The sequence below is a fragment of the Sinorhizobium sp. NFACC03 genome (genome assembly GCF_900103435.1).
GTDB lineage: Bacteria > Pseudomonadota > Alphaproteobacteria > Rhizobiales > Rhizobiaceae > Ensifer.
Window position 1 is genome coordinate 1 of sequence record NZ_FMXF01000048.1, and the last position, 21024, is coordinate 21024.

The 21024-nt window shown below is 61.9% G+C and carries 15 protein-coding genes; 1 reads left to right on the forward strand and 14 read right to left on the reverse strand.

Going from position 1 to position 21024, the window contains the following annotated elements; genetic code table 11:
- From BLU35_RS32485 to BLU35_RS32495, 3 genes are all read right to left on the reverse strand, one after another.
- The coding region (locus BLU35_RS32485) for a helix-turn-helix domain-containing protein (protein ID WP_143033035.1) at positions 1 to 232 on the reverse strand (232 nt) is incomplete at its 3' end.
- 499 nt (positions 233 to 731) lie between these two features.
- Positions 732 to 2027: a type II toxin-antitoxin system HipA family toxin gene (locus BLU35_RS32490; RefSeq protein WP_093236185.1), complete on the reverse strand. Its 1296-nt coding sequence runs from the start codon at positions 2025 to 2027 to the stop codon at positions 732 to 734.
- 1 nt (position 2028) lies between these two features.
- Positions 2029 to 2343, reverse strand: a complete 315-nt coding sequence (locus BLU35_RS32495; protein WP_093236186.1) for a helix-turn-helix domain-containing protein — start codon at positions 2341 to 2343, stop codon at positions 2029 to 2031.
- A 350-nt stretch (positions 2344 to 2693) separates the two neighbouring features.
- Between BLU35_RS32495 and BLU35_RS35405 the strand changes: the two genes are divergently transcribed.
- A complete protein-coding gene (locus BLU35_RS35405) occupies positions 2694 to 3005 on the forward strand; it encodes a hypothetical protein (protein ID WP_143033036.1) in 312 nt (103 codons plus the stop codon).
- A gap of 151 nt (positions 3006 to 3156) precedes the next feature.
- On the opposite strand, the gene BLU35_RS32500 is transcribed toward BLU35_RS35405, so the two are convergent.
- The 11 genes from BLU35_RS32500 to BLU35_RS32550 all read right to left on the reverse strand — a co-directional run bounded on the left by BLU35_RS32500 (position 3157) and on the right by BLU35_RS32550 (position 20979).
- The gene (locus BLU35_RS32500; protein ID WP_093236187.1) at positions 3157 to 4203 is read right to left on the reverse strand and encodes an ABC transporter ATP-binding protein; all 1047 of its coding nucleotides are present in this window, start codon (positions 4201 to 4203) and stop codon (positions 3157 to 3159) included.
- Positions 4204 to 4215: 12 nt separating this feature from the next.
- Positions 4216 to 5922, reverse strand: a complete 1707-nt coding sequence (locus tag BLU35_RS32505; protein ID WP_093236188.1) for a GH32 C-terminal domain-containing protein — start codon at positions 5920 to 5922, stop codon at positions 4216 to 4218.
- 2 nt (positions 5923 to 5924) lie between these two features.
- The gene (locus tag BLU35_RS32510) at positions 5925 to 6818 is read right to left on the reverse strand and encodes a carbohydrate ABC transporter permease (RefSeq protein ID WP_093236189.1); all 894 of its coding nucleotides are present in this window, start codon (positions 6816 to 6818) and stop codon (positions 5925 to 5927) included.
- Entirely contained in the window at positions 6811 to 7743 is a 933-nt protein-coding gene (locus tag BLU35_RS32515; RefSeq protein WP_093236190.1) for a carbohydrate ABC transporter permease, read from the reverse strand. The genes BLU35_RS32510 and BLU35_RS32515 overlap by 8 nt, the downstream gene beginning before the upstream one ends.
- A gap of 72 nt (positions 7744 to 7815) precedes the next feature.
- The gene (locus tag BLU35_RS32520; protein ID WP_058329185.1) at positions 7816 to 9108 is read right to left on the reverse strand and encodes an ABC transporter substrate-binding protein; all 1293 of its coding nucleotides are present in this window, start codon (positions 9106 to 9108) and stop codon (positions 7816 to 7818) included.
- A 51-nt stretch (positions 9109 to 9159) separates the two neighbouring features.
- Entirely contained in the window at positions 9160 to 10155 is a 996-nt protein-coding gene (locus BLU35_RS32525; protein ID WP_176907535.1) for a LacI family DNA-binding transcriptional regulator, read from the reverse strand.
- A gap of 256 nt (positions 10156 to 10411) precedes the next feature.
- The gene (locus tag BLU35_RS32530; RefSeq protein WP_210185181.1) at positions 10412 to 15076 is read right to left on the reverse strand and encodes an Ig-like domain repeat protein; all 4665 of its coding nucleotides are present in this window, start codon (positions 15074 to 15076) and stop codon (positions 10412 to 10414) included.
- A gap of 831 nt (positions 15077 to 15907) precedes the next feature.
- Complete coding sequence (locus tag BLU35_RS32535) at positions 15908 to 17416, reverse strand: amidohydrolase family protein (RefSeq protein ID WP_093236205.1); 1509 nt, start codon at positions 17414 to 17416, stop codon at positions 15908 to 15910.
- A gap of 58 nt (positions 17417 to 17474) precedes the next feature.
- On the reverse strand, positions 17475 to 18368 hold the full coding sequence (locus BLU35_RS32540) for an ABC transporter permease (protein WP_093236193.1): 894 nt from the start codon (positions 18366 to 18368) through the stop codon (positions 17475 to 17477).
- The gene (locus BLU35_RS32545; RefSeq protein WP_093236194.1) at positions 18365 to 19402 is read right to left on the reverse strand and encodes an ABC transporter permease; all 1038 of its coding nucleotides are present in this window, start codon (positions 19400 to 19402) and stop codon (positions 18365 to 18367) included. Before BLU35_RS32545 ends, BLU35_RS32540 begins: the two co-directional genes overlap by 4 nt.
- The gene (locus BLU35_RS32550; RefSeq protein ID WP_093236195.1) at positions 19399 to 20979 is read right to left on the reverse strand and encodes an ABC transporter ATP-binding protein; all 1581 of its coding nucleotides are present in this window, start codon (positions 20977 to 20979) and stop codon (positions 19399 to 19401) included. Before BLU35_RS32550 ends, BLU35_RS32545 begins: the two co-directional genes overlap by 4 nt.
- Positions 20980 to 21024: the final 45 nt, after the last annotated feature.

Genomic DNA, 21024 nt, shown 5'->3' on the forward strand with positions numbered 1-21024 from the left:
TGGCGTAATCGCGTACGCCGTCGCAGATCCGGTTGTTCGATGGCCGGCCGATCGCCTGGTGCCGGATCGACGCCGCACCGCCAGCGCCGATCCGCTCCAACAGACGACGCACCTGGCGGGTACTCAAGCCAAGCACATGTGCCGCCGACACCAGCGTCATCCGCCCGGCAATCACTTTCGACAAGACCTCAATCCGCTGCAGGTCGCGCTCGCTCATCGCAATCAATCCCATCCGCAATCTCCCAGGTCATCAAAACCCGGGGAGAGTGACATTCCAACTTTGCAGGATCAGGACACTTTAACTTTGCGGCTACACACAAAGATCACGTAATATACATTATGGAACTATCCGGCGGTTTGGCTGCTGTTGCTTTTTGTCTCGTAATGACCTTTTAGGCGTGGGTGTGGAAACCTTGTAAAAGGTCATTACGGGCGCTGCTCTTTTTTCCTACTGCGTGGGAGTGTGCCACGCGGTTCTGGGCAACGATCTGGATCGACGAGTGCAAGACCAAGCTGGAACCGCCTACGCGCCGTAACCATCTTTCAGCGTTGGATCGCTTGTATGCTGCGGTCAAACGGCAACGTAGCACCGATTGCCTTGACCAATTGATCCTGGATGTCGAAGAAACGCCGACGGCCGCTCCCCTCCAGCGCTGACACTAGCACACCGTTTCTATCCCCGCAGGCGGGGCACCCCCCTCGAAAGGTTAGGTAGCAACTCACCACCAAGTTCAGCCCCGCGAGGGCGCCAGCTTAGGGGCGAGACATCTGTCGTTCGGCGCATCAGGTGAATCGATATCAGACGGTTCTACGGCCTCTCGGCGATGCTCGAGCATCGCAGGCGAATCCAAGATGTCGCCAAGGTAGTCGATGTCGACCCCAGCGACACCGCATTCTGAAAAGATGTCCCGCCATCTTCCGATCCATCCGGCCACTTGGTTCCATTCGTGCTGAGCATCCTCTCTCGACATGCCGAAGTGAGGTGCCGCCGCCACGGCGTGTGCGATACTGAAGTCGTTCAAAAACCTGGGATTCGAAGAGATCTGGATAGCCTGTTGTCCGAGACCGTTCATTTGAGTGGGAATGTCGAAAGCCGGCGACAGCAGCCATCCGTCCTCGGTATGCAGAAAGGCATGGTTCTTCGTGTGATCGTCAGTGTTGTCGATCATGATGTTGAACGCCATTCTGCGGAACAGTTCTCGCTGCATCGACTGTATGCAGTCAGCGACTCCATGCCGTCGGATGGTCGCCGCGATGGTGGCATAGCTGTTGTCGGCCTCCGATGCCAGCATCGTGCGTGCTGAAACAGCATGGACGCGGCCATCACCAACACGGTCAAAGCGACGGACCATCAGAATATGATCGATACCGCCGGGAATGACCTGTGACGACGCGACGTATAGTCCGGCTCGACGGCCCATCTCCATGCAGGCATGCTCCACAAGGAGTTGATCCACGTTGCTGCCACGCGGAAACTTGGCGATCCACTCTTCCCCATCATCTTCGATCAGCATCTTGGGGTGGGCGCCACCCATGCTGCCGGCGCTGGCAATGAGCTGTCTTTCTCGTTCGCTGAGAGGTTCGCGATCGAGGACGCGTGCAATCAGCGCCTCCGCTTCCTGAAGGGAATCCACACTCATGAGTGGCTGTTCATCGACGGGACGATATTCCTCGATGCTGGAAGACATCCCAAGCGCACCGAATCGGCGGTCGCCCGCATACCAGAGCTTGTCGAGGGGACTCATGCGCGACGGTCGTGAGACGACCCTGATCATGCGCTCTCCCCAGCGATCCGGCATGGCGTCTTCGACAGCGCCGGGAGCCACCATGTCCTTTAAAGGGGCATGCACCTTCATGTCATGGCCGAGATCCGGAGAGAGAGGGAATCCCGAACGCCTCCACGCGTCATCTAGTTCAAGAAGGCATCTCCGGTTACTCGCCTCGAGCTTCACCCGACCGACGAGGCGCGGCTCGAGCGGATTTTCGAGATACCAGACCGCAAGAGAGTTTCCTCGGAAGTCGTTCATACTATCTTCTCTTCCGGCTTGCCCGGTTCACATCGAGCATCGTGGCGTACTCGTCATCGCCAGGTTTGAGAATCTCAGCAAGCTTTTCGGACTTCCCAAAAATCCAAAGCGCCGCGGCATAAACACCTATCGACACCTTTGCATCGCCCGCCTCCATCCTGCGCAGCGTCGGGATCGAAGTCCCCATCCTTGCGGCCATTGTCTTCAGGCTTTCTCCTCTGCGTTCGCGAGCTGTGCGCAGATGAGAACCAAGAGTTTCCAGCGCAATCACCGTTGCGTCGGTAAGGATTTCAAGTGATGTCGAACTCTTTGACATAAACTTAAGATTTCTCGTATTGGCGTATGTATGTACATATATGTTCTTTTTCAGGCCGATTCAAGGGTCACTCATCCAGCGAATGTAGAAAGATTCCGCCATAGCCTCATGCATTCAACAACCATGCTGACTCCGTCATGGAGCCTCACGGATTGGAAGACGAACCCAGTAAAGGTGCTAGATTCACTCACCCAGCTTCACTGCCGAAACCGCACTCTTTGGAACTTACGATTCCCAGGAAAGGCTCACGCGTGTGCGTCGCAGAAGCTCAACAGTTACCCCGGGAACGGTCGATGCAGTTGGGTCGCCTACAATGTAACCCAAATCTGGTTCGGTCATGGATGTTTCCGATGCCCATTTCACCCTGCGAAAGATACCTCAGGATATGCGATAAGAGCGGACATAAGCGTTTTCGCCCGTCTCGTCTCCTTCGCGCAGCCAACGACAACCGGCATGATGCCGATCACCTGTTCGTCGCCACTCCTGAGAGCGCTACGATATCCCTTCCTCGCGAACGCATGCCAGTGATCGAAATCGGATCGGCCTTGTCCATGCTGGCAGCGGTAGTCCTCGCTACCTACGTAGAGCTAGAGGTCATTACCGGCACCCTGAACCAGGTGGTCGACGGGTTGTTCGTCGAGGTGTCGTCGGTCCTCTGGTGATGTCACACGAGCCATTGGAGCGGAGCAATGATTCCGAACCAACGTCCACCGCCGCATCGATCTCGGCCTCCTTATACGCTCCAAAGGAGCTCGGCGGATGACATGTCTCTGCCCGAAAGGGTCAACGGCCTCGCGCGACATGCATGCCGTTTCAGTTAATCCTGGCGCCCCCCGCAGAGAAGAGGTGAATCTTCTCTCCTTTTGGCGCGAGGTGGACCTGCTGTTCAGGGCGAAGGTCCGCGCGTCGATGCAGAACGATAGCGGCCGCCTGCGTGCCGACGCGCACCGAAAGATGGGTTTCAGCGCCTGTCGGCTCAACCGTCAGGACCGTTGCTGGAATGCCCGTTTCGGCAAGTTCGAGGTCTTCCGGGCGGATGCCGTAGGTTCGGGCTTCTTTGCCGCCCAGGAGCCCCGGTAGTGGCAGGGAAAGCCCGCCCTCGATACGGAAGCCGCCGTCGCCGATGTCGCCTTCAAAAAGGTTCATCGCAGGCGAGCCGATGAAGGTTGCGACGAAGGTGTTATCTGGGCGGTCGTAGAGGTCGAGCGGTTTGCCGATCTGCTCGATGCGGCCAGCGCGCATGACGACGATCTTGTCGGCCATCGTCATCGCCTCGATCTGGTCGTGCGTGACGTAGACGATGGTGGTACCGAGCCGCTGGTGCAATTCCTTGATTTCGCTGCGCATCGTCACGCGCAGCTTGGCATCGAGATTGGACAGCGGCTCATCGAACAGGAACACCTTCGGATGGCGGACAATTGCGCGCCCCATGGCCACGCGCTGGCGCTGGCCACCGGAGAGCTGCTTCGGCAAGCGATCGAGCAGCGGTTCCAGCGCCAGAATACCGGCGGCTTCCCTGACAAGCCGGTCGATCGTCGCCCTGTCGCGGCCCTGCAGTTTCAGGGCAAAGCCCATGTTCTCGGCGACCGTCATGTGCGGATAGAGTGCGTAGCTCTGGAATACCATGGCGATGTCCCGCTCCTTCGGCGCCACCTCGTTGACGATGCGGCCGTCGATGCGGATCTCGCCGCCGCTGATGTCCTCCAGCCCCGCCAGCATGCGCAGAAGCGTGGACTTGCCGCAGCCGGACGGGCCGACGAGCGTGACGAACTCGCCATCCTCGATATTCACGGAAACGCCGTGGATGACGGAGGCTGCCCCATATTGCTTCAAAACGCGATCGATCGTTACCGATGCCATTGTCTTGCTCCCTTAAAGCTTGAGTTGCCAGATTTTTGCACTGGCGGCGGCACCGGTTAGCGTCGCCGAACGAGCGGCGGAAAATCCCGGAATGCGCTTGGTGCCGGTCCAGCGGCCGTTGTCGGCGAACACCTCGATGGAACCTGCGTCGAGAAAGATGCGCAGCTCCGAAGGCTTGGCGCCGGATGCGAGGTATCGCGGCGGCTCTTTGCCAGTGCCGGCATCAAAGAGGATCGCCAGGCCGAAGCCATCAAGCTTCACGCCGAGCTTGACGTCCGGGTGATCGAAGGCGAGTTCAAACGCAGCGCCGGGCTCGGGCAGCGAGAGCACGATCTCGACCGCGCCGCTTTCAAGCGGAACCGTCTCGCCGGCAGCGAGCGTCGCTTCGTCGAGCAACATGTGGCGGAGGCTTTCCGCTGCGACGCTCGGCGGCGTCAGAACGGCATCTCCGTCGAGAAGCACGCGACGCGGCAGCGTCATTGCGGTCGGGAAGTCGTCTTTCTTGGAAAAGTCCGTCCAGTTGGCGAGCCAAGCGATGCCGACCGGCTCGTCGCCGTCGACGAAAGCCTGGAAGGCATAGGCGTCGGAACCGAAATCCAGCTCCTGCTCGAACTCGGCCAGGAATTTGCGGCCGTCAAAGCGGCCGACGGTAACCGACGTCAGGTTACGCCGGCCGGTTGCGGGATCGCGGCTGGTCAGCAGGCCGAAGATCAGCGCCCAACGGGTATCCGGATCGTCCGCCTTCCCACCGAGCGGCACCATGCAGGGGCATTCCGCTGCGGTCATGCCGAAACGGTCCTCGCGATGGATGATGCCGAGGAAGGTCCAGCCGGCAGCGCCTTCCGGGTTCGTCGTTTCATAGAGCAGGACGACACCGCCCGACCTGTCGCGACTGCCGAGCAGCATCTTCCAACGGCCGTCCGGGCCCTTGAAGACATAGGGATCCCGGAAGTCGGTGGTGAGGTTCAAGCCTTCCGGACGGACCGGCAGAACCACCTTCGATGGACCGGCGACGATGCCGTCGCGACTGAGGGCGGAGAGCTGGATCTGCTCTTCCGGCTGCCGATCGCGAACGTGTTCGGTATAGAAGACGCGGATCTCCTCCCCCTCAGGCCCGGAAATGGGGATGGCCGAGCCGGAAAAGGCGCCGCCGCGGCCGTCGTCCCTTTCGGACAGATGATCCGCCGGAAAGAGGAACATCGGCAGGTGCGTCCAGTGGATCAGATCTGTCGAGACGGCGTGTCCCCAATGCATGGTGTTCCAGCGCAAACCGTGCGGATAGTGCTGGTAGAAGAGATGGCCGCGGCCGCCGAAACGGCCGAAACCGTTCGGGTCGTTCATCCAGCCGAAGGGCGGCCGGAAGTGGTAGCCGGCCGGCACCTGAGGCGGTGCGGTGCGCATCTCGTGATACAACACGCGGATCCCCTCCTCCAGCACCGTCTGCGGATGGAATGCGTAGACCACTGAGAGCGCGGTCGTTTCCGCATCATAGGCAAGCACGGTGTGGCCACCGGTCCCGAGCGTCACCGCGAAGAATTCGAACTCCTCGGTGCGGCGCGTGGACGGATCGGCGATGTCATTGCGCTCCACGCTCACGAAGAGCTTCGCCTCGCGGCCCGCTGAGCGCGCCTTTAGCCAGAGATGCAGGACCGTGCCGGCGGCAAACGTGGCCTCGATGATATCAAGCGCGGGGCTCGCGGGTTTTGTTTGGGAAGTCATAGTCAACCTTTCACGGCGGAGCCGACGAACGAGCTTACGAACCAGCGCTGGAAGGCGAGGTAGAGAATGAGGACGGGGATCATCATCAGGACGGACGCAGCCATCGCGCGGTCCCAGTAGATGCTGTCCTGTCCAAAGAAGGTGGCAATTGCGACCGAGATCGGCCGTGCATGGTCGGTCTGGGTGACGAGTGTCGGCCAGAGATACTGGTTCCAGCTCTCGATCCCCATGAGGATCGACACCGTTGCGAGCGCCGGCAGGCTGAGCGGCATGTAGATCGAACGGTAGATGCGAAAGGCCGAGGCTCCGTCCATTTCCGCCGCTTCATAGAGTTCCTTCGGCAGTTGCGCGAAGAACTGGTAGAAGAGGAAGACATAGAGCGGGCTTGCTACCCAGGGCAGGATCTGGACGGCAAAGGTGTCCGTCAGCCCTGCCCGCGACATCATGACGACGAGCGGCATAATGATGCTTTCCTGCGGGATCACATAGAGCGCGACGACGAGCGCAAGCAGGACCGCCTTGCCGCGCAGCGAGCCCCAGGCGAGCACAAAGCCTGCCATGGAGTTGATGATCAGTCCCGACACGACGGTGACGACGAGGATCACCAGCGAGTTGAACAGGTAGCGGCCATAGGCAAGCTCGCCGGAGAAATTGGCGATCTCCCTGTAGTTCGAGAGCGTCGGGTCGCTCACCCAGAAGGCGCGGAAGCTGCCCATGTCTGCAAGGATGCGGAAACGGTCGTCCTTGAGGCTGGCAATGAGCAGCATGAAGAGTGGCGAAATCATCACCAGAGCAACAATGAAGATGCAGACGGTCTGGACGGCGCGCAGGCTCGTCTTGCTGTTGCCCCGGGATATGGCCAGCGGGGCGGGCTGGTTGAGCACGAGATCAGACATCGAAGCGCCTCAGGAGTTTGCGCTGGAGAAGCGCGATCAGAAGAACGATGACGAAGAGAATGACGGAGACGGCCGAGGCAAATCCAAGCTTCTGTTCCTCGAAACCGGCGCGCACCATGTAGTGCACCACGGTCTCCGTGCTTTCCTTCGGCCCGCCCTGGGTGAGGATTGCAACTTGGGTGTAGAGCTTGAAAGCCTGGATCGTCGTGATGACCAGCACGAAAACATGGGTGGGACGCAGGCCCGGCATGGTCACGTGCCAGAAGCGGCGCAGCGCGCTTGCCCCATCGATGCGGGCGGCGTCGTAAAGCTCTTCCGGGATGCCCTGCAGCCCGGCAAGGTAGATGATCATCTGGAAGCCATAGGCCTGCCAGGCCGACAGCAGCACGATCGAGAACATCGCCCAGTTCGGGTCGCCGAGCCAATCGATCGGCTGGATCATTCCAGCGGACAAGAAGCCGACGATCTGATTGAGCGGACCGCTAGGATACTGAAACAGCGTGCCCCAGATCACGCAGACGACAACCATGGAGGTGATCGCCGGCAGGAAGAACATGCCGCGCAGAAGATTGCGCATCGGCAGTTTTTGGTGGAGCAGCAGCGCCGTCAGGAAGGCCAGACCGCACTGGACCGGGAGCACCCAGACCGTGAAGCGCGTGACGTTCCAGAGCGACGTCCAGAACAACGGATCGGTAAAGACGCGCTGAAAGTTCAGGAGGCCGACGAAGCGCACCGGCGTCGGGCGCGGCACGAGCGGCTGGTTGGTCATCGCCGTCCAGAAGGACAGAAGGAACGGCGTGATCAGGAAGATGGCAAGCAGCAGCACGGCGGGCGCGATCATCGCGACTTCCTGCCAAAACCGCTGCCGGTCACGTCGCCTGCCGGTGCGCGGAATGGCCGGCGCAGACGTCTGTTGCAAACTCATGGTCTCCTCCTCATCGCTCATCCTCCCGAGATGGCGCAGGGCCGGTCAGAGTGACGGCCCTGCGATAACGCCTTATTGCTGTTCGTCGAACGGCGGATAGCCGGCGTTGTCCTCGATGTCCTGGTCGATCTTCCTGGCGGCGGCCGTCAGGGCTTCCTGTGCGTCGCCGCCGTTGAATATCTTGTCGACCGCCTGCATGAAGGCCGAAGTAATCGTCGGATAGGCCGGGTGCGGCGGACGGGCGACCGCGGACTTCGAGGCCTGTTCGAAGGCGACAGCAAGCGGTCCGCCTTCAGCGTAGAGCGGGGATTCCGCTGCAAAGCTCTTCAGGCCCGGATATGCCGACTGGGTCTTGGCGTAGTCGCGATAGTCCTTGTCCTTCAGAAGGAAGCTCAGGAACTTGCCCGCGGCCTCAGGATTTTCGGAGGTCGCCGAGATGCCCCAGATCCAGGTGCCGTTCGGGCTGACGCCCTTCTTACCGATCTTTGGCAGCGGCATGACGACGATATTGTCCTTCATCGCGGCGGCGGCTTCCGCATAGAACCAGTGCCCGCCCATGGCGAGTGCTGCCGGCTGGCCTTCGGCATAGAACTGGTTGGTACCCGACGAGGTCGGAACGACCCAGCCGTTCTTTACCCACGTCTGCATCATCGTGAGCGCTTTGACGCAGGCTTCGCTGTCGAGCGTACCGCTCGCCTTCCACGCCTTGCGATCGATCAGATCGCAGCCGGCGCTTTCGAGCAGCGGGCCATAGGCATAAGTGATCCACTCGGTCTTGATGCCGTAGCCGCGGAAGGTGTCGATCGGCCACTTCACGCCTTCGAGCTTGGAGAGCTTTTCGAGATATCCTTCGAATTCCTCGCGGGTCCAGGCGTCGTCGACGGATTTCGGAATGCGTGCGCCGATGGCTTCGAGATATTTCTTGTTGCCGTAGAGGACGACCGAGGAGTCGGTGAGGCCGATCGCATAGAGGTCCTTGTCGATCGGATAAGTGCCCTGGGCGATGTTCGAGCCGGTCATGTCGTCGAGGACATCCTTATCGACGAGCGGCTTGATCGGCTGCAGGTATCCGGACCAGACGTAGTTGGCGAGGAACGGTGCGTCGAGTTCCATCACGTCCGGCAACTGCTTGGCCATGACGGCGGCGCTGAACTTCTCGTTATAGGCGTCGTGGGGCGCGTAGATCAGTTCGATGTCGACATCCGGATTGGCGTCCTCGAAGCGCTTGGCGACATCGCCATAGGCCTTCACCCAGCCCGGATCGCCCTGGTGCATGACATGAACGACGGTTTTTGCGTCGGCAATACCGGCGCTCCCCAAGAGCGCCGTGGCGGCGCAGAGTGTATTGCGTAAACGATTACCCAAGTGCGCAGTCATTGTTTTCTCCTCCTGTTGAATGCGATTACAAAACTGAATTTAGACGGATGCCCGCTCGACCAGATGGAAGGGCAACTGCCGCAGATGCGGCGGCTCAGGTTGCCCGGCGAGCAGGATCTCCATGGCAAGGCGGCCCATCGCGCGGTGCGGCAGGGCCATTGTCGTCAATGGCGGATCCAACCGCGAGGCAAGCTCGACCTGGTTGTCGAAACTTGCCACCGCAATGTCGTCCGGGATGCGAAGGCCGGCACGCGCAAGCGCGGCATAGACCTCCATCGCCACGCGGTCGTTGCCGCACAGGATGGCGTCCGGCCGCTGACCGGAAAGAAGTTCCTCCACATGGGACGAAACAAGGCTTGGCGCGCGGTCGCTGTAAACGCTGCGGCGCACGGCCGGAAACACGCCGAGCGGGTCGATGCCTGCCTCCTCCAGCGCCGCACGAAAGCCCTTCTCGCGCAAGGAGCCGGCCAGAATGCCCGGCAAGTTGATGAAGGCGATACGGCGCCGGCCTGCGGCCAGCAGGTAACGCACAATCTCACGTGCCCCGCCCTCTTCGTGCGGGACCAGCGACGTGACACGGCCCGAGGCCTCGCGGCAGTTGATCATGACCCCGACGGAACCGGCCAACGTTGGCGGCAGATCGACGTCCTTGTGATACATGGCGGCGTAGGCAACGGCGCGCGGCCGGAACTGCTGCACTTCGTCGAGCACCGAGCCGATCGACTGTCCGCTGCTGTGGTTGACAGCGAAGACGGCCATGCCGGCGCTACGCGCGGCCCCATCGAGTCCTCGCACAATTTCGGTGGCGAAGGGCGAGGTGATCAACCCATCGGACACGACGCCGACCAGCGGAAGCCAGCCCTGACGCACGCCGCGCGCCGCCAGGTTCGTTACATAGCCGAGTTCCTCCGCAATCGCCTTGACCTTCTGACGGGTCTCGTCCGACATTCGAGCGGACCCGCCGTGCAATGCGCCGGAGACCGTCTTCACTGAGACGCCCGCACGCTCCGCGATATCAGAAAGCGAGATTGTCACGACTGGTGCCCTTGTTGGGTTATCGATTACCCATTAATTCAAACCCGGCCCCATTGTCAAGCGGTCACCCGATCGAAACGCCACCCTAAGCCTTGGAAGAGGATCGCTGCGTAGAGCTTCGCACCCGACACCGCGCCGCCAAGACGGCGAACAATCCTCCGATGACGCGAAATAATGGTTGGAACTTGGCTCAAGAGGGACGAAAGCCGCTGTGCGTCCCACTGCGGCTTTCTGTTTCAGTCGGGGTCAGGCCTGCTCAGAATTGCTTTGCAGCCCTCACCCGTCCCCCAAGAGATTTCTGGCCGTCACCCTCGATGTCGAGAAGGAGGCTGGCGTCGAGCATCCAGAAATCGACGGTCTCCAGCGTCAGGCCGGCGGTCAGTGTGCCGTAGGCGCCGGAGCCGTCGAGACCGGCATAACCGGCTGTTGCACCGAGCTTCGGCGTCACAGTGGAGCCGTTCTCCAGGGTGAAGGAACGCGCGATCTCCGCCCCGAGACTTATTCGGAACTGTTCGACGTCGAAGCCCTCGATGGTGATTTCGTCGCCCGCACCGTTGCGCACGCCATAGTCCTTGACCGTCTCGTTGAAGTAGACAGCCCGGAGCTCCGGCGTCAGCACCGTGGCCTCGTCGATTTGCCATTCGCCCATGATCGCGGTGTCGATCAACCAGCGTTTCGTGTCGAACGAACCGTCCCAGAAGGCTGTGTCGATGTCGTTCGCCGAGCCGCCATAGAGCAGGCTTGTATCCCAGAACACGCCCTTGCCGATCTCGAGCGAGGCGTAGGGGCCGGCGAGCCAGCCGTTGCCCGTCAATTCGGCGTCCTCCTTCGTCGGATCGGTCATCCGGTCGAAATGGAGCGACAGGCCGACCAGCGCCTTTTCAGAAATCAGATAATCGGCGCCGAGATTGAGCATGGCGAAGCTGCCCCACTTGTCGTCGTTCTCGTCTCGCTTATGCGCCATCAGCGTGCCGTCGATCCAGACGTTGAACGGCGGGGCATAGCCGCCAGCAACACCGTCCGCACTGTTTCGCGCCGATTCCATTTGCGCAAGACTGGTTGCGAAGCTGGCCGTTATGCCATCTTCCGACGGCGTCATACGGGCGGTGACTGGATCCGTGGCGTTGTCCAGCTGCCGGCGTTCCAGAAGGCCCGGAACCCTGATCGACGAGGCGATCAGGCCCTGCCGGGTCTGGACGAAACCGTGCACGAGGTCATCAATGTTATCGGCGACCTCGGCGGGATTGTAGCCGATCTTGTAGGTCACCGTACCGGTGTTGGAGGCGCCTTGCGCGTTCATCAGCCTGAAGCCGACCCGCACGGTACCCGAGTAGGCCGGGTTCGGGATAAACTTCAGATACCAGCCGAGAGGCGTCGGACCCGCTGCGGCAAATTCACCCCGCACGATGCTCGCCTCGCCCGCATTGGCCGGTTCCACGAATGTGGGGCTCGCATCAGTGAACGGACCGCCAGTGGCGCCGGCCTCGAGGTTGACATTGACCGGCATGCTGCCCGACGGAACGTCGACTGTCTTGTCAGTGACGGTGACGGCGCGTGTTTTGACCGTCAGAGTGTAGCTTGCCGTTCCGGTGGTGCCGTGACCGTCACGCGCTTCGATGGTGAAGCTATAGTCCTTCGCCTCGGCCGCCGTATCGAGGGGACCCGTCAACTCGCCGGTGGAGATGTTGAGGATCATTCCGGCCGGCAACGTGCCGGATTTGAGACTGTAGCTTAGCGCTCCCGCTCCCCCCGTTGCGAAGATCTGCTGGCTGTAAGCCTCACCAACCATGGCCTCGGGCAGCGCGCCGCCGGCGGGGCTGAACGTTATGGCCGAGGCTGCCACCGTGACCGTGACAGCGCTTGAGGCCGCAGCGGTATTGTTGCTATCACCGGAATATTCGGCGGTGATGGAATGCGCGCCGACGCTCAGCGCCGCGGTGCTGAACGTGGCCGTGGTGCCGGAGACGGAGCCGGTCCCAAGCGTCGTGGATCCGTTCTTGAAGGTGATGCTTCCCGTCGGTGACGCGCCGCCGGCCAAGCTCGCCGTGAAGGTCACCGATGCGCCGAGCACCGGATTGCTGTTCGAGGCCAAGACCGTGACCGTTGGGGCAACCTGCCCGACCGTAACGGTGACGGCGGCCGAGACCGCTGCGGCATTGTTGCCATCACCGGAATATTCAGCGGTGATGGAATGCACGCCAACGGCCAGCGCCGCGGTGCTGAAGGCGGCCGTGGTGCCGGACACGGTGCCGGTTCCAAGCGTGGTGGATCCGTTCTTGAAGGTGACGCTTCCCGTCGGTGACGCGCCGCCGGCCAAGCTCGCCGTGAAGGTCACCGATGCGCCAAGCACCGGATTGCTGTTCGAGGCCGAGACCGTGACCGTCGGGGCAACCTGCCCGACCGTAACGGTGACGGCAGCCGAGACCGCAGCCGCATTGTTGCCATCACCGGAATATTCAGCGGTGATGGAATGCACGCCGACGGCGAGCGCCGCGGTGCTGAAGGCGGCCGTGGTGCCGGACACGGTGCCGGTTCCAAGCGCCGTGGATCCGTTCTTGAAGGTGACGGTTCCCGTCGGTGACGCGCCGCCGGCCAAGGTCGCCATAAAGGTCACCGATGCGCCGAGCACCGGATTGCTGTCGGAGGCCGAGACCGTGATCGTCGGAACCGATGTCTGGTAGGTAAAGCCACCATTTAACGTATCGGTTCCGTTCGGCGTAGTAAGGGCAACCACTACGGCTCCAGCGGCATGAGCGGGCGTCGTCACCGTGACCTCACCGTCGTCGACGACGGTGAGGTTGCTCCCGGCAACGCCGCCGAAGGTAACCGCAGTCGTATCGGTGAAACCCGTACCGGTAATGGTGACCACCGTGCCCCCGGCCGTGCCCCCGGCATCCGGGGTGACGTTGGCGATCGACGGAGCAGGCGCCGCGTCGTCATTGAGGATAGTGCCCATACCTTGGCTGTCGACGACCGTCGCGCCGGCGACGTTTGTGACATTGACGAAGAATGTCTCGTTCGGCTCAAAGTCCGTATCACCCAGCGCAAGCACTGTGAACGTGGCGTCGGTCGCGCCCTGGCTGACCTGACCACTTGTGGAATTGGTTGTGTAGTCGCCAGGGGCGTTGGCGGTACCGTTTGCCGTCGCAATGTCGAAGGTCACCCCGCCAACACCGGCCGGTTTGTCCAGCGATATCGTGAAGGTGAAGCTGATGGTGCCGGAATTACCCTCGGCCTGGCTTATGTCATTGATCGACAATTTTGGCAGCGCACTCACGGTGATCGTGACCGTCGCGGCCGCGGACGTGCCCGCGGTATTGGTGGCCGTGTAGGTGAAGCTGTCGGAGCCGGAATAGCCTGATGTCGGCGTGTAGGTGATTGTCGTGCCCGAAGCCGACGCGGTGCCGTGGGTCGGCGCAGACGCGACCGCCACGCTATCTGCGGCGCCGCCCGTGAGGGCGAGCGTGATTGCGTTGTTCGCCGAATTGGCATCGACCGTCGCGGACGCATTGCCGGCGACGGGCGCCTGCAGCCCCAATATGGTCGTCAGCGAATAGGCGGCCGAGCCGCTCGCGCCGTAGGCGTCTACCGCAGAGACGCTGAAGTTGACGATGCCTGTCGTCGTCGGGGTGCCGGAAAGAGTGCCTGTCGCGGCATTGAAAGACAGCCCCGTTGGGAGCGTGCCGGAGGTGATCGTGAGCCCATAGGTATAGGGCGCCGTGCCGAGCGATGCGGTCATTGACTGGCTATAGGCAACGTCGGTCGTGCCGCCGGGCAGCGGCCCTGCTGCTGGCGACAGGGCCAGTGTGGGTCGGTTCACCGTGATGGTGACCGTCGCGGGCGAAGAGGTGCCGGCTGAATTCGTGGCGGTGTAGGTGAAGCTGTCAGAGCCGGAGTAGCCCGGTATCGGCGTATAGGTAACGGTCGCGCCGGAGGCCGAGGCCGTGCCGTGCGACGCCGCCGTGCCGATCGCCACCGACGTCGCCGCGCCGCCGGAAAGGTTCGGTGTGATCGGGTTCGCTGACGAGTTCGCATTGACCGTCGCCGATACCGCGCCTGCAACCGGGACGATCTCGTTGACGTTCAGTGTGTACCCCCGCGAGCCCGAGAAAGGCGCGCTAGGGCCAGTCGAGCTGTCGGTAGCGACAATCTGGAAGCTGTAGCTCCCCGCAACGGTCGGCGTTCCGGAAAGTACACCTCCGGACGAGAGGGTGAGACCAGCCGGTAATGTGCCGGATACAGAGAAGGTGTAGAGGCTGGTGCCGCCGGAAGCCGTCAGCGTCTGGCTATAGGCCGTCCCAACGGTCCCCGCCGCCAGCGAGACGTTCGGCAAAACGATGGTCGGGGCCGATACGGTGATGGTAACCGTCGCTGGAGCCGATGTGCCACCCGCATTCGCCGCCGTATAGGTGAAGCTGTCGGGGCCGGCATAGCCTGGCGTTGGCGTATAGGTAATGGTAGTTCCCGAAGCCGTCGCCGTGCCATGCGCAGCCGACGCGCTGACCGCCACCGACGTCGCTGTTCCACCGGAAAGGTTCAACGTGATGGGGTTTGCCGACGAGTTGGCGCTGACTGTCGCCGAAACGGCACTGGCAATCGGTACGGCGGGGTTGACGGCAAAACTCTGCTGTACCTGCGGGGCGGCGTTGTAGGACGCATCGCCGGCCTGGTTGGCATTGATCGTGCAGGTCCCGGTCGTCACGAAGCTCAACACTCCTGCGCCATCAACGGTGCAAACGCCGGTGGTCGCGGAGGTAAAGACGGGGCTGAGCCCGGAACTGGCGCTCGCCGTCAGCGTCGGCGTCGTGCCGAAATTCTGCGGGCCCGGGTTGTTGAACGTGATGGTCTGGTCGCTCTTTCCAGCGCACGTAACCGTCGCATTTACGGTTCCGCCAGCGGGCTCGCTCCAAGCGTAAACCACAAACTCAGTATCGTCAGCGGGTATTGTCAATGTAGCGTTTAGATTCAACTCCGCGCCGGGTGCAGCATATGCTTCAAATGAAGTGCCGTCAGACATATTAACGCCAGCGTTCTTGTAAATCGCGAAGCCTGCGCTGTTCGAATTCACAGTGCCAGATGAAGTAACCCTGTATGTGACTTTTTCGCCCGCGAGGACGCTAAGGTTAGCCTGCCACAACTCGCTTGTATTCGAGAGGGAAACGCCGCTCCCCCACGTTGCGTTGATCGCACTGCAACCAGACGATTGCGCGTGCGCACTCTGGAAAAACGCCAGGCTGATCAAGAAGGCAGCAATGAAGGCGAACCAGGCCTTCCACGGCCGAAGGACTGCATTGGTGACGGCCCGGAGCATCCAAGCGGCGACGGCGAGAGCCGACTGAAAGCGCTTAAGCATTTTCAGCCAGGTGAACGCCATGCCTGCAAGAGCAAGTACAAGAACAACGATCAGCAATGTCATCGGTTCCCCGTCTGCCTTCCCCCGAAGGCCGCCCAAATCGCGAAGCGCCCGCAAACCATGCCCGGGTGCCGCAAAGCTTTCGTAAAACTTTCGCTGAACTTGCGAAGCAGAAAATCGCACGTTACGCGTGTAATATCATCCATAGATGGTTGTCATTGGTCGCGCTACACGAACGATGCGCTTTGCCCAAATTTTTTGCTACTGAGCGTTGCGACAAAGCCGGCAAGACCGAAGAAGTGACATAATTTCGCATGCGGAAAACGAGCTCTGGTGTCCGCACGTTAAACGGGTGGCCGCACACGTCTCTGCGAAAAATCGTCTGTCGTCGAGGTCGCGTCATACGGCATCGCCTTGGTATCGGTTGAGAGAAATGTCCATCCCGGTCGCCATTCGATGGACCTCTGCCAGGACGGGTTCGAAGATCGCGTTGCGGCGCTCAAGCTCGGCGTGTTCGGCAAGATATGCCGGCACGAGTTCGGAAATCTCGTCGAACACGGCCTGTTCGTCCACCGTGGTCAGGCGCCCCTCCTGCATCACGATCCGTCCGGCAACCATCACCGTCCCGATCGACGATCCGTTTTCCGAATAGACAAGGTGTTTGGCGACATCGTTGAGCGGCACGAAAGGATAGTTGCGCATATCCAGGACAAGAAGGTCGGCCGACTTGCCGACTTCCAGGGAGCCGGTCACCTGTTCCAGCATCGCCGTCTTGGCGCCACCGATGGTCGCCATGGTGAGAATTTCGTCCGCCCTCAGCCATTGCTCATAGTCAGGACCGGCGGCGCTATGAACGAGACCGGCGACGCGCATGACGTCGAAGATGCGAGATGTGTCGTTCGACGAAACGCCATCCGTGCCAAGGCCGACCGTCACACCGGCATCAAGCAGGCGGCGGATCGGCGCGATCCCGGCGCCAAGCTTCAGGTTGGAGACGGCGTTGTGGGCAACGGAGACACCCGCCTCCCCCATCAGTTCGATGTCCTTGTCGCTGACCCACACCGAATGCGCGATGGTCGTATTGCGTTTCAGAAGGCCGAGATCATGCATATAGGCGATCAAGGACTTGCCGTGATGAACGAGCCCAGTCACCGCCTGGGTCTTGGTTTCGAGGACATGCGTGTGGAACGGCACGCTTCTCTCCACCGCCAGCTCCATACAGGCCGCCATGAGATCGGGCGTGCAGCGCTGCGGCGCGGAAGGGGCGATCATGAACTGCAGGCGGCCCGACATCCCGTGCAGGCTGGAAAAGGCAGCGCGGCAATAGTCCGCATACGCTCCTGCCGACATCGGCGGTCCAAAATCGAGAAGATCCTGCATCGCCGAGGGCATTATCTCGCGCACAAAAGGCAGGGCATCAAGCGGATGCACATTCATCGTCGCGCTGGAAACATTGGCGCGGATTCCGGCATCGTCGTAGGCGCGAAAAACGGTGGCAAGCCGGTCGAGATCGTGCCGGGGCGGGTCGAAAAAATCGTCGCAGAGTGTCGTGACGCCGTTGCGCAGCGATTCCATCGCCAGCAGCAGGCTGCGCAGGTACAGCAGGCGCTCGCCGATCGGGTCGTTCATCAACAGCGGATAGGCATAGAGCAGCCAGAGTTCGAGCGGCATGCGCTCATAGCGCCCCCGCAGGAATGTCTCACTGGAATGCGTATGGGCATTGACCAGTCCCGGCAGGACCAGCTTGCCGCGTGCCTCGATGATTTGGGCATCGGGCCTGGCGGCAAGACTCGACCCGATCGATCTGATCTCGGTGCCTTCGATCAGGATGTCAGCGGCAAATGGTGTTGCGCCGTGAGCGCGATCCATCGCAACTATCGTCCCATTGCGGATAAGAATTTCGCTCATGACAAATGCCCCGGAAACCATTGAATGACCTGAGGATAGCGTCCGCCGCACGTCATGATTACTGATCCCTGAGTTCGGCGGACGAGCTTGCGGCTTTCGCACCGCCGCGGAGCTTTCCTGAGAGCCAGACGCCGAAGACTGTCGCGAGATAGGGCAATGCCTGCAGGAGGTCGTGCGGGACCCTGTCGCCGAACGTCAACTGCGCCCGGATGCCGATGGCGCCGACGATGGCGAAGAACAAGGCGGCAAAGGTAGCCCCTACCGGATGGGCGGCACCGAAGATGACCGCAGCAAACGCCATAAAGCCGCGACCGGCCGTCATGCCCTGGGCAAAGAACTGCAGGCTGCCGGCGGCAAGTTCCGCGCCGCCGATAGCACACAGCACCCCACCGATCGAAAGCGCCACGAGCCGCATGCGCGACGGGTTGGCGCCGACGCCGCGCGCAGCGAACGGATGCTCCCCACAGGCGGCTAGCCGCAGGCCGAAGCGCGTTCGCCGCAACAACACCCACATGGCAAAGACGACGAGCGGCATGGCGGCGACCGAGACCGACAGCACGCCATAGGAACCAAAGGCCGGCCCCAATTTAGGAATGCCGAAGGGAGCAGTCACAGTTGCCTGGCTGCCGAAGATAGACTGGACCGCAAGCGCCGTACCGCCGATGCCGAGACCAGTCAGTCCGAGGCCGGCGATAATGGGATTGGCTTTCAACCTGTCGATGACGAACCAGAGAAGCACCGAGGCCAGCACGCAGGCGAGAATGGCGATGAGGATGGCCGCGCCGATCGACTTTGTGAGCATGATGCCGAGAATTGTCGCGCAGGCGCCGATGATCATCAGTCCCTCGAGGCCGAGGTTCCATACCCCTGCCCGCTGCGCGATAACGCCGGCGAGCGTGACGTAGATCAGCGGCGTTCCGGAGCGCAGGACGGAGATAATGATCTCATTCATGTCTTGCGCCCTCCGAGACGCAGCACCCTATCGATGAACGTCGACCTTGCGGTTATGAACAGCGCGATCGCCGCATTGATGATGTCGATCGCCGCCGACGGCAGCCCGGCCATGATCGGCAGATAGAGTGCCGCCGAGGCAAGGCCGCCGAAGAAGATGGCCGCAACCGCCGTTCCGATAACGGAGAGATTGGCGACAAGCGCGATCAGGATCGCAGTGAAACCATGCGCCGGCAGGAAGCCCGAGGCGATGCGGCCGTTCGGCCCCATGAACTCGATGGTGCCGGCAAGGCCCGCAAGCGCCCCCGAAACGAGGAAACTGGAGAGGCCGAGCTGCCAGAGGCGCGCACCCTGCCATTCCACCATCGTGCCATTGCGGCCGGCAAGGCTTGCCAGGATGCCGAAGGAAGTTCGGTTCACCAGCAGCCACATGAGGATGCCGACGACCACCGCGATTGCGATGATCGTCGGGGAGAGACCGAGAGAATCCGAGATGCGGTAGGCCGCATCGAGCGGGCGGCTCGATGCCTGCTGACCGGAACCTGAGGGATCCTTCAGCGGCCCTGAGGTGACATAGACCAGCAGCAGGCCGGCCATGAAGTTGCCCATCAGCGTGGTGATAACCTCGTCTGTGCCGGAGCGGAGCCGCAGCAATCCCGGCCACAGCGCCCAGAGAGCACCGCCGATCATGCCGGCAAGAAGCAAGCTCGGGATAACCAGGAAGGCTGGTCCGCCCTTTACCGCTTCGGCGGCGAAGGCGGCGCAGATCGCGCCGACATAGAACTGCCCCTGGGCCCCGATGTTGAAGAAACCCGCCCGGAAGGAAATGCCGACGCCGACGGCCGTTATGAACAGCGGCAGCGCCCATCTGAGACTTTGCTCGATCGCGCCGCTTCGCAGGAATGCCCCATCGAGCACCGCCCAGAGTGTCACCGGGGCATTGTAGCCGGCAAGCTGGAACACGAGCGCGCAGAGGATGAGCGCGAAGATCACAAAGATCAGACTGCGGACGACGGTGATGAGACTGTCTTTCATGCGCTTGCCCCTGCAACGGCACCGGTCATGGCCGCTCCCACCAACCCTATGTCGAAGGGCGCGCGGAACTCGCCGTTCAGGCGTCCCGACAGCATCACCACGACGCGATCCGATATGTCGAAGAGCTCGTCGAGATCCGACGAGATCAGCAGTATGGCCGCGCCACGGTCGCGCGCCTGCCGGAGCGCCTGCCAAACGAAGGCGGTGGCCCCGATGTCGAGGCCGCGGGTCGGCTGGGCCGCGATAATCAGCTTCGCATCGGGATCGATCTCCCGGGCGAGGATCACCTTCTGCGCATTGCCGCCCGACAGGGACCCCGCCTTCTGCGCGGAATTGTGGTAGTGAACGCTCCATTCCTTGAGTGACCGGTCGCAGGCATCGCGCACTGCTGAGGGACGGATCAGCTTGAGCAGCCTGCCCTGCAGCAGCTCCCTCGCGCTCCAGTTCTGCCAGAGCGAACTCGTGAGGCTGAGACCTTCGACGTTGCGCTCGAAGGGAATGATCCTAAGACCGATCGCGCGACGGGCGGCGAGCGGTTCGCCAGTCACGTCATGGCCTGCAAGCTGGATCGATCCACTTGTCAGATCGGCGAGAGCGGAAATAGCCCGCACTAGCGTCTTCTGCCCGTTGCCCTCCACTCCGGCGATGCCGACGATCTCGCCCGGACGGATCCCCAGATCGACGCCATCGAGAGCAACGCCTCCGCTGTCCGGCCGTGTAGAAGCGGCCTTCATCGAAAGGATGGCAGGGCCGGTCGCATGGGCCGGTTGATCTGAGTCCCCACGGATCGGTGACTTCGTTCCGACCAATGCATCGCGATCGTGCCGATCGAGCGTCTTCGCGACGGCCTCACCGACGATGAGGTTGGCCAAACGCTCGCCCGAAACCTCAGCCACCGGAAGCGGCCCTTGGACCTTCTGGCCGCCCCGCAGCACCGTGACTGTGTCGGCGACGCCCAGCACCTCGCGGATCTTGTGCAGGATGAGGATAACGGTGACCCCGCGTTCCCTAAGGCGGCGAACGCGTGCGAACAGCATGTCGATGCCCGCCGGTGACAGGACCGCGGTCGGCTCGTCGAGAATAAGGACGCGCGCATCCGTGACCAGCGCGCGGGCAATCTCTATGCCCTGCTGGGTCTCGATCGGCAGATCCCGGATACGCCGGTTCAAGTCGACCTGGACGTCGAGCCCCGCAAGATGCGCCCGCCATTTTTTAGCGAGCCCCTTGCGGCTATAGATGCCGCCCTTGCCCGTAGCGCCAAACTCCATGGTCTCGGCGACCGTAAAGGACGGTGGCAAGGCAAAACTCTGGTGGACGAGCTCCACGCCCGCGGCCCGGCTTTCGCTGACCTGCCCCGTCCGGATGTCGTGTCCCATCACGTTGACGGCGCCGGAGGTCGGCTGGACGAGGCCGGCGGCAACCCGTGCGAAGGTGGTCTTGCCGGCCCCGTTCTGACCGACGACCGCATGGATCTGGCCAGGAGCGAACGAAGCTGAAACCTCCGACAACGCCGTCACATCTCCGAATTTGACGGTGACGTTCCGGCACTCCAGGGCCGATTTCGCAGAATTGGACATGCAATGGTTCCCATCGAGAGCGGGAGGTTCGCGGCTGTCAACAGG

Excerpts from the sequence above, each read along its gene's own strand:
- BLU35_RS32490 (WP_093236185.1), bottom strand. The coding sequence starts at position 2,027 with ATGAACGACTTCCGAGGAAACTCTCTTGCGGTCTGGTATCTCGAAAAT.
- BLU35_RS32495 (WP_093236186.1), bottom strand. The coding sequence starts at position 2,343 with ATGTCAAAGAGTTCGACATCACTTGAAATCCTTACCGACGCAACGGTG.
- BLU35_RS35405 (WP_143033036.1), top strand. The coding sequence starts at position 2,694 with ATGCCCATTTCACCCTGCGAAAGATACCTCAGGATATGCGATAAGAGC.
- BLU35_RS32500 (WP_093236187.1), bottom strand. The coding sequence starts at position 4,203 with ATGGCATCGGTAACGATCGATCGCGTTTTGAAGCAATATGGGGCAGCC.
- BLU35_RS32505 (WP_093236188.1), bottom strand. The coding sequence starts at position 5,922 with ATGACTTCCCAAACAAAACCCGCGAGCCCCGCGCTTGATATCATCGAG.
- BLU35_RS32510 (WP_093236189.1), bottom strand. The coding sequence starts at position 6,818 with ATGTCTGATCTCGTGCTCAACCAGCCCGCCCCGCTGGCCATATCCCGG.
- BLU35_RS32515 (WP_093236190.1), bottom strand. The coding sequence starts at position 7,743 with ATGAGTTTGCAACAGACGTCTGCGCCGGCCATTCCGCGCACCGGCAGG.
- BLU35_RS32535 (WP_093236205.1), bottom strand. The coding sequence starts at position 17,416 with ATGAGCGAAATTCTTATCCGCAATGGGACGATAGTTGCGATGGATCGC.
- BLU35_RS32540 (WP_093236193.1), bottom strand. The coding sequence starts at position 18,368 with ATGAATGAGATCATTATCTCCGTCCTGCGCTCCGGAACGCCGCTGATC.
- BLU35_RS32545 (WP_093236194.1), bottom strand. The coding sequence starts at position 19,402 with ATGAAAGACAGTCTCATCACCGTCGTCCGCAGTCTGATCTTTGTGATC.
- BLU35_RS32550 (WP_093236195.1), bottom strand. The coding sequence starts at position 20,979 with ATGTCCAATTCTGCGAAATCGGCCCTGGAGTGCCGGAACGTCACCGTC.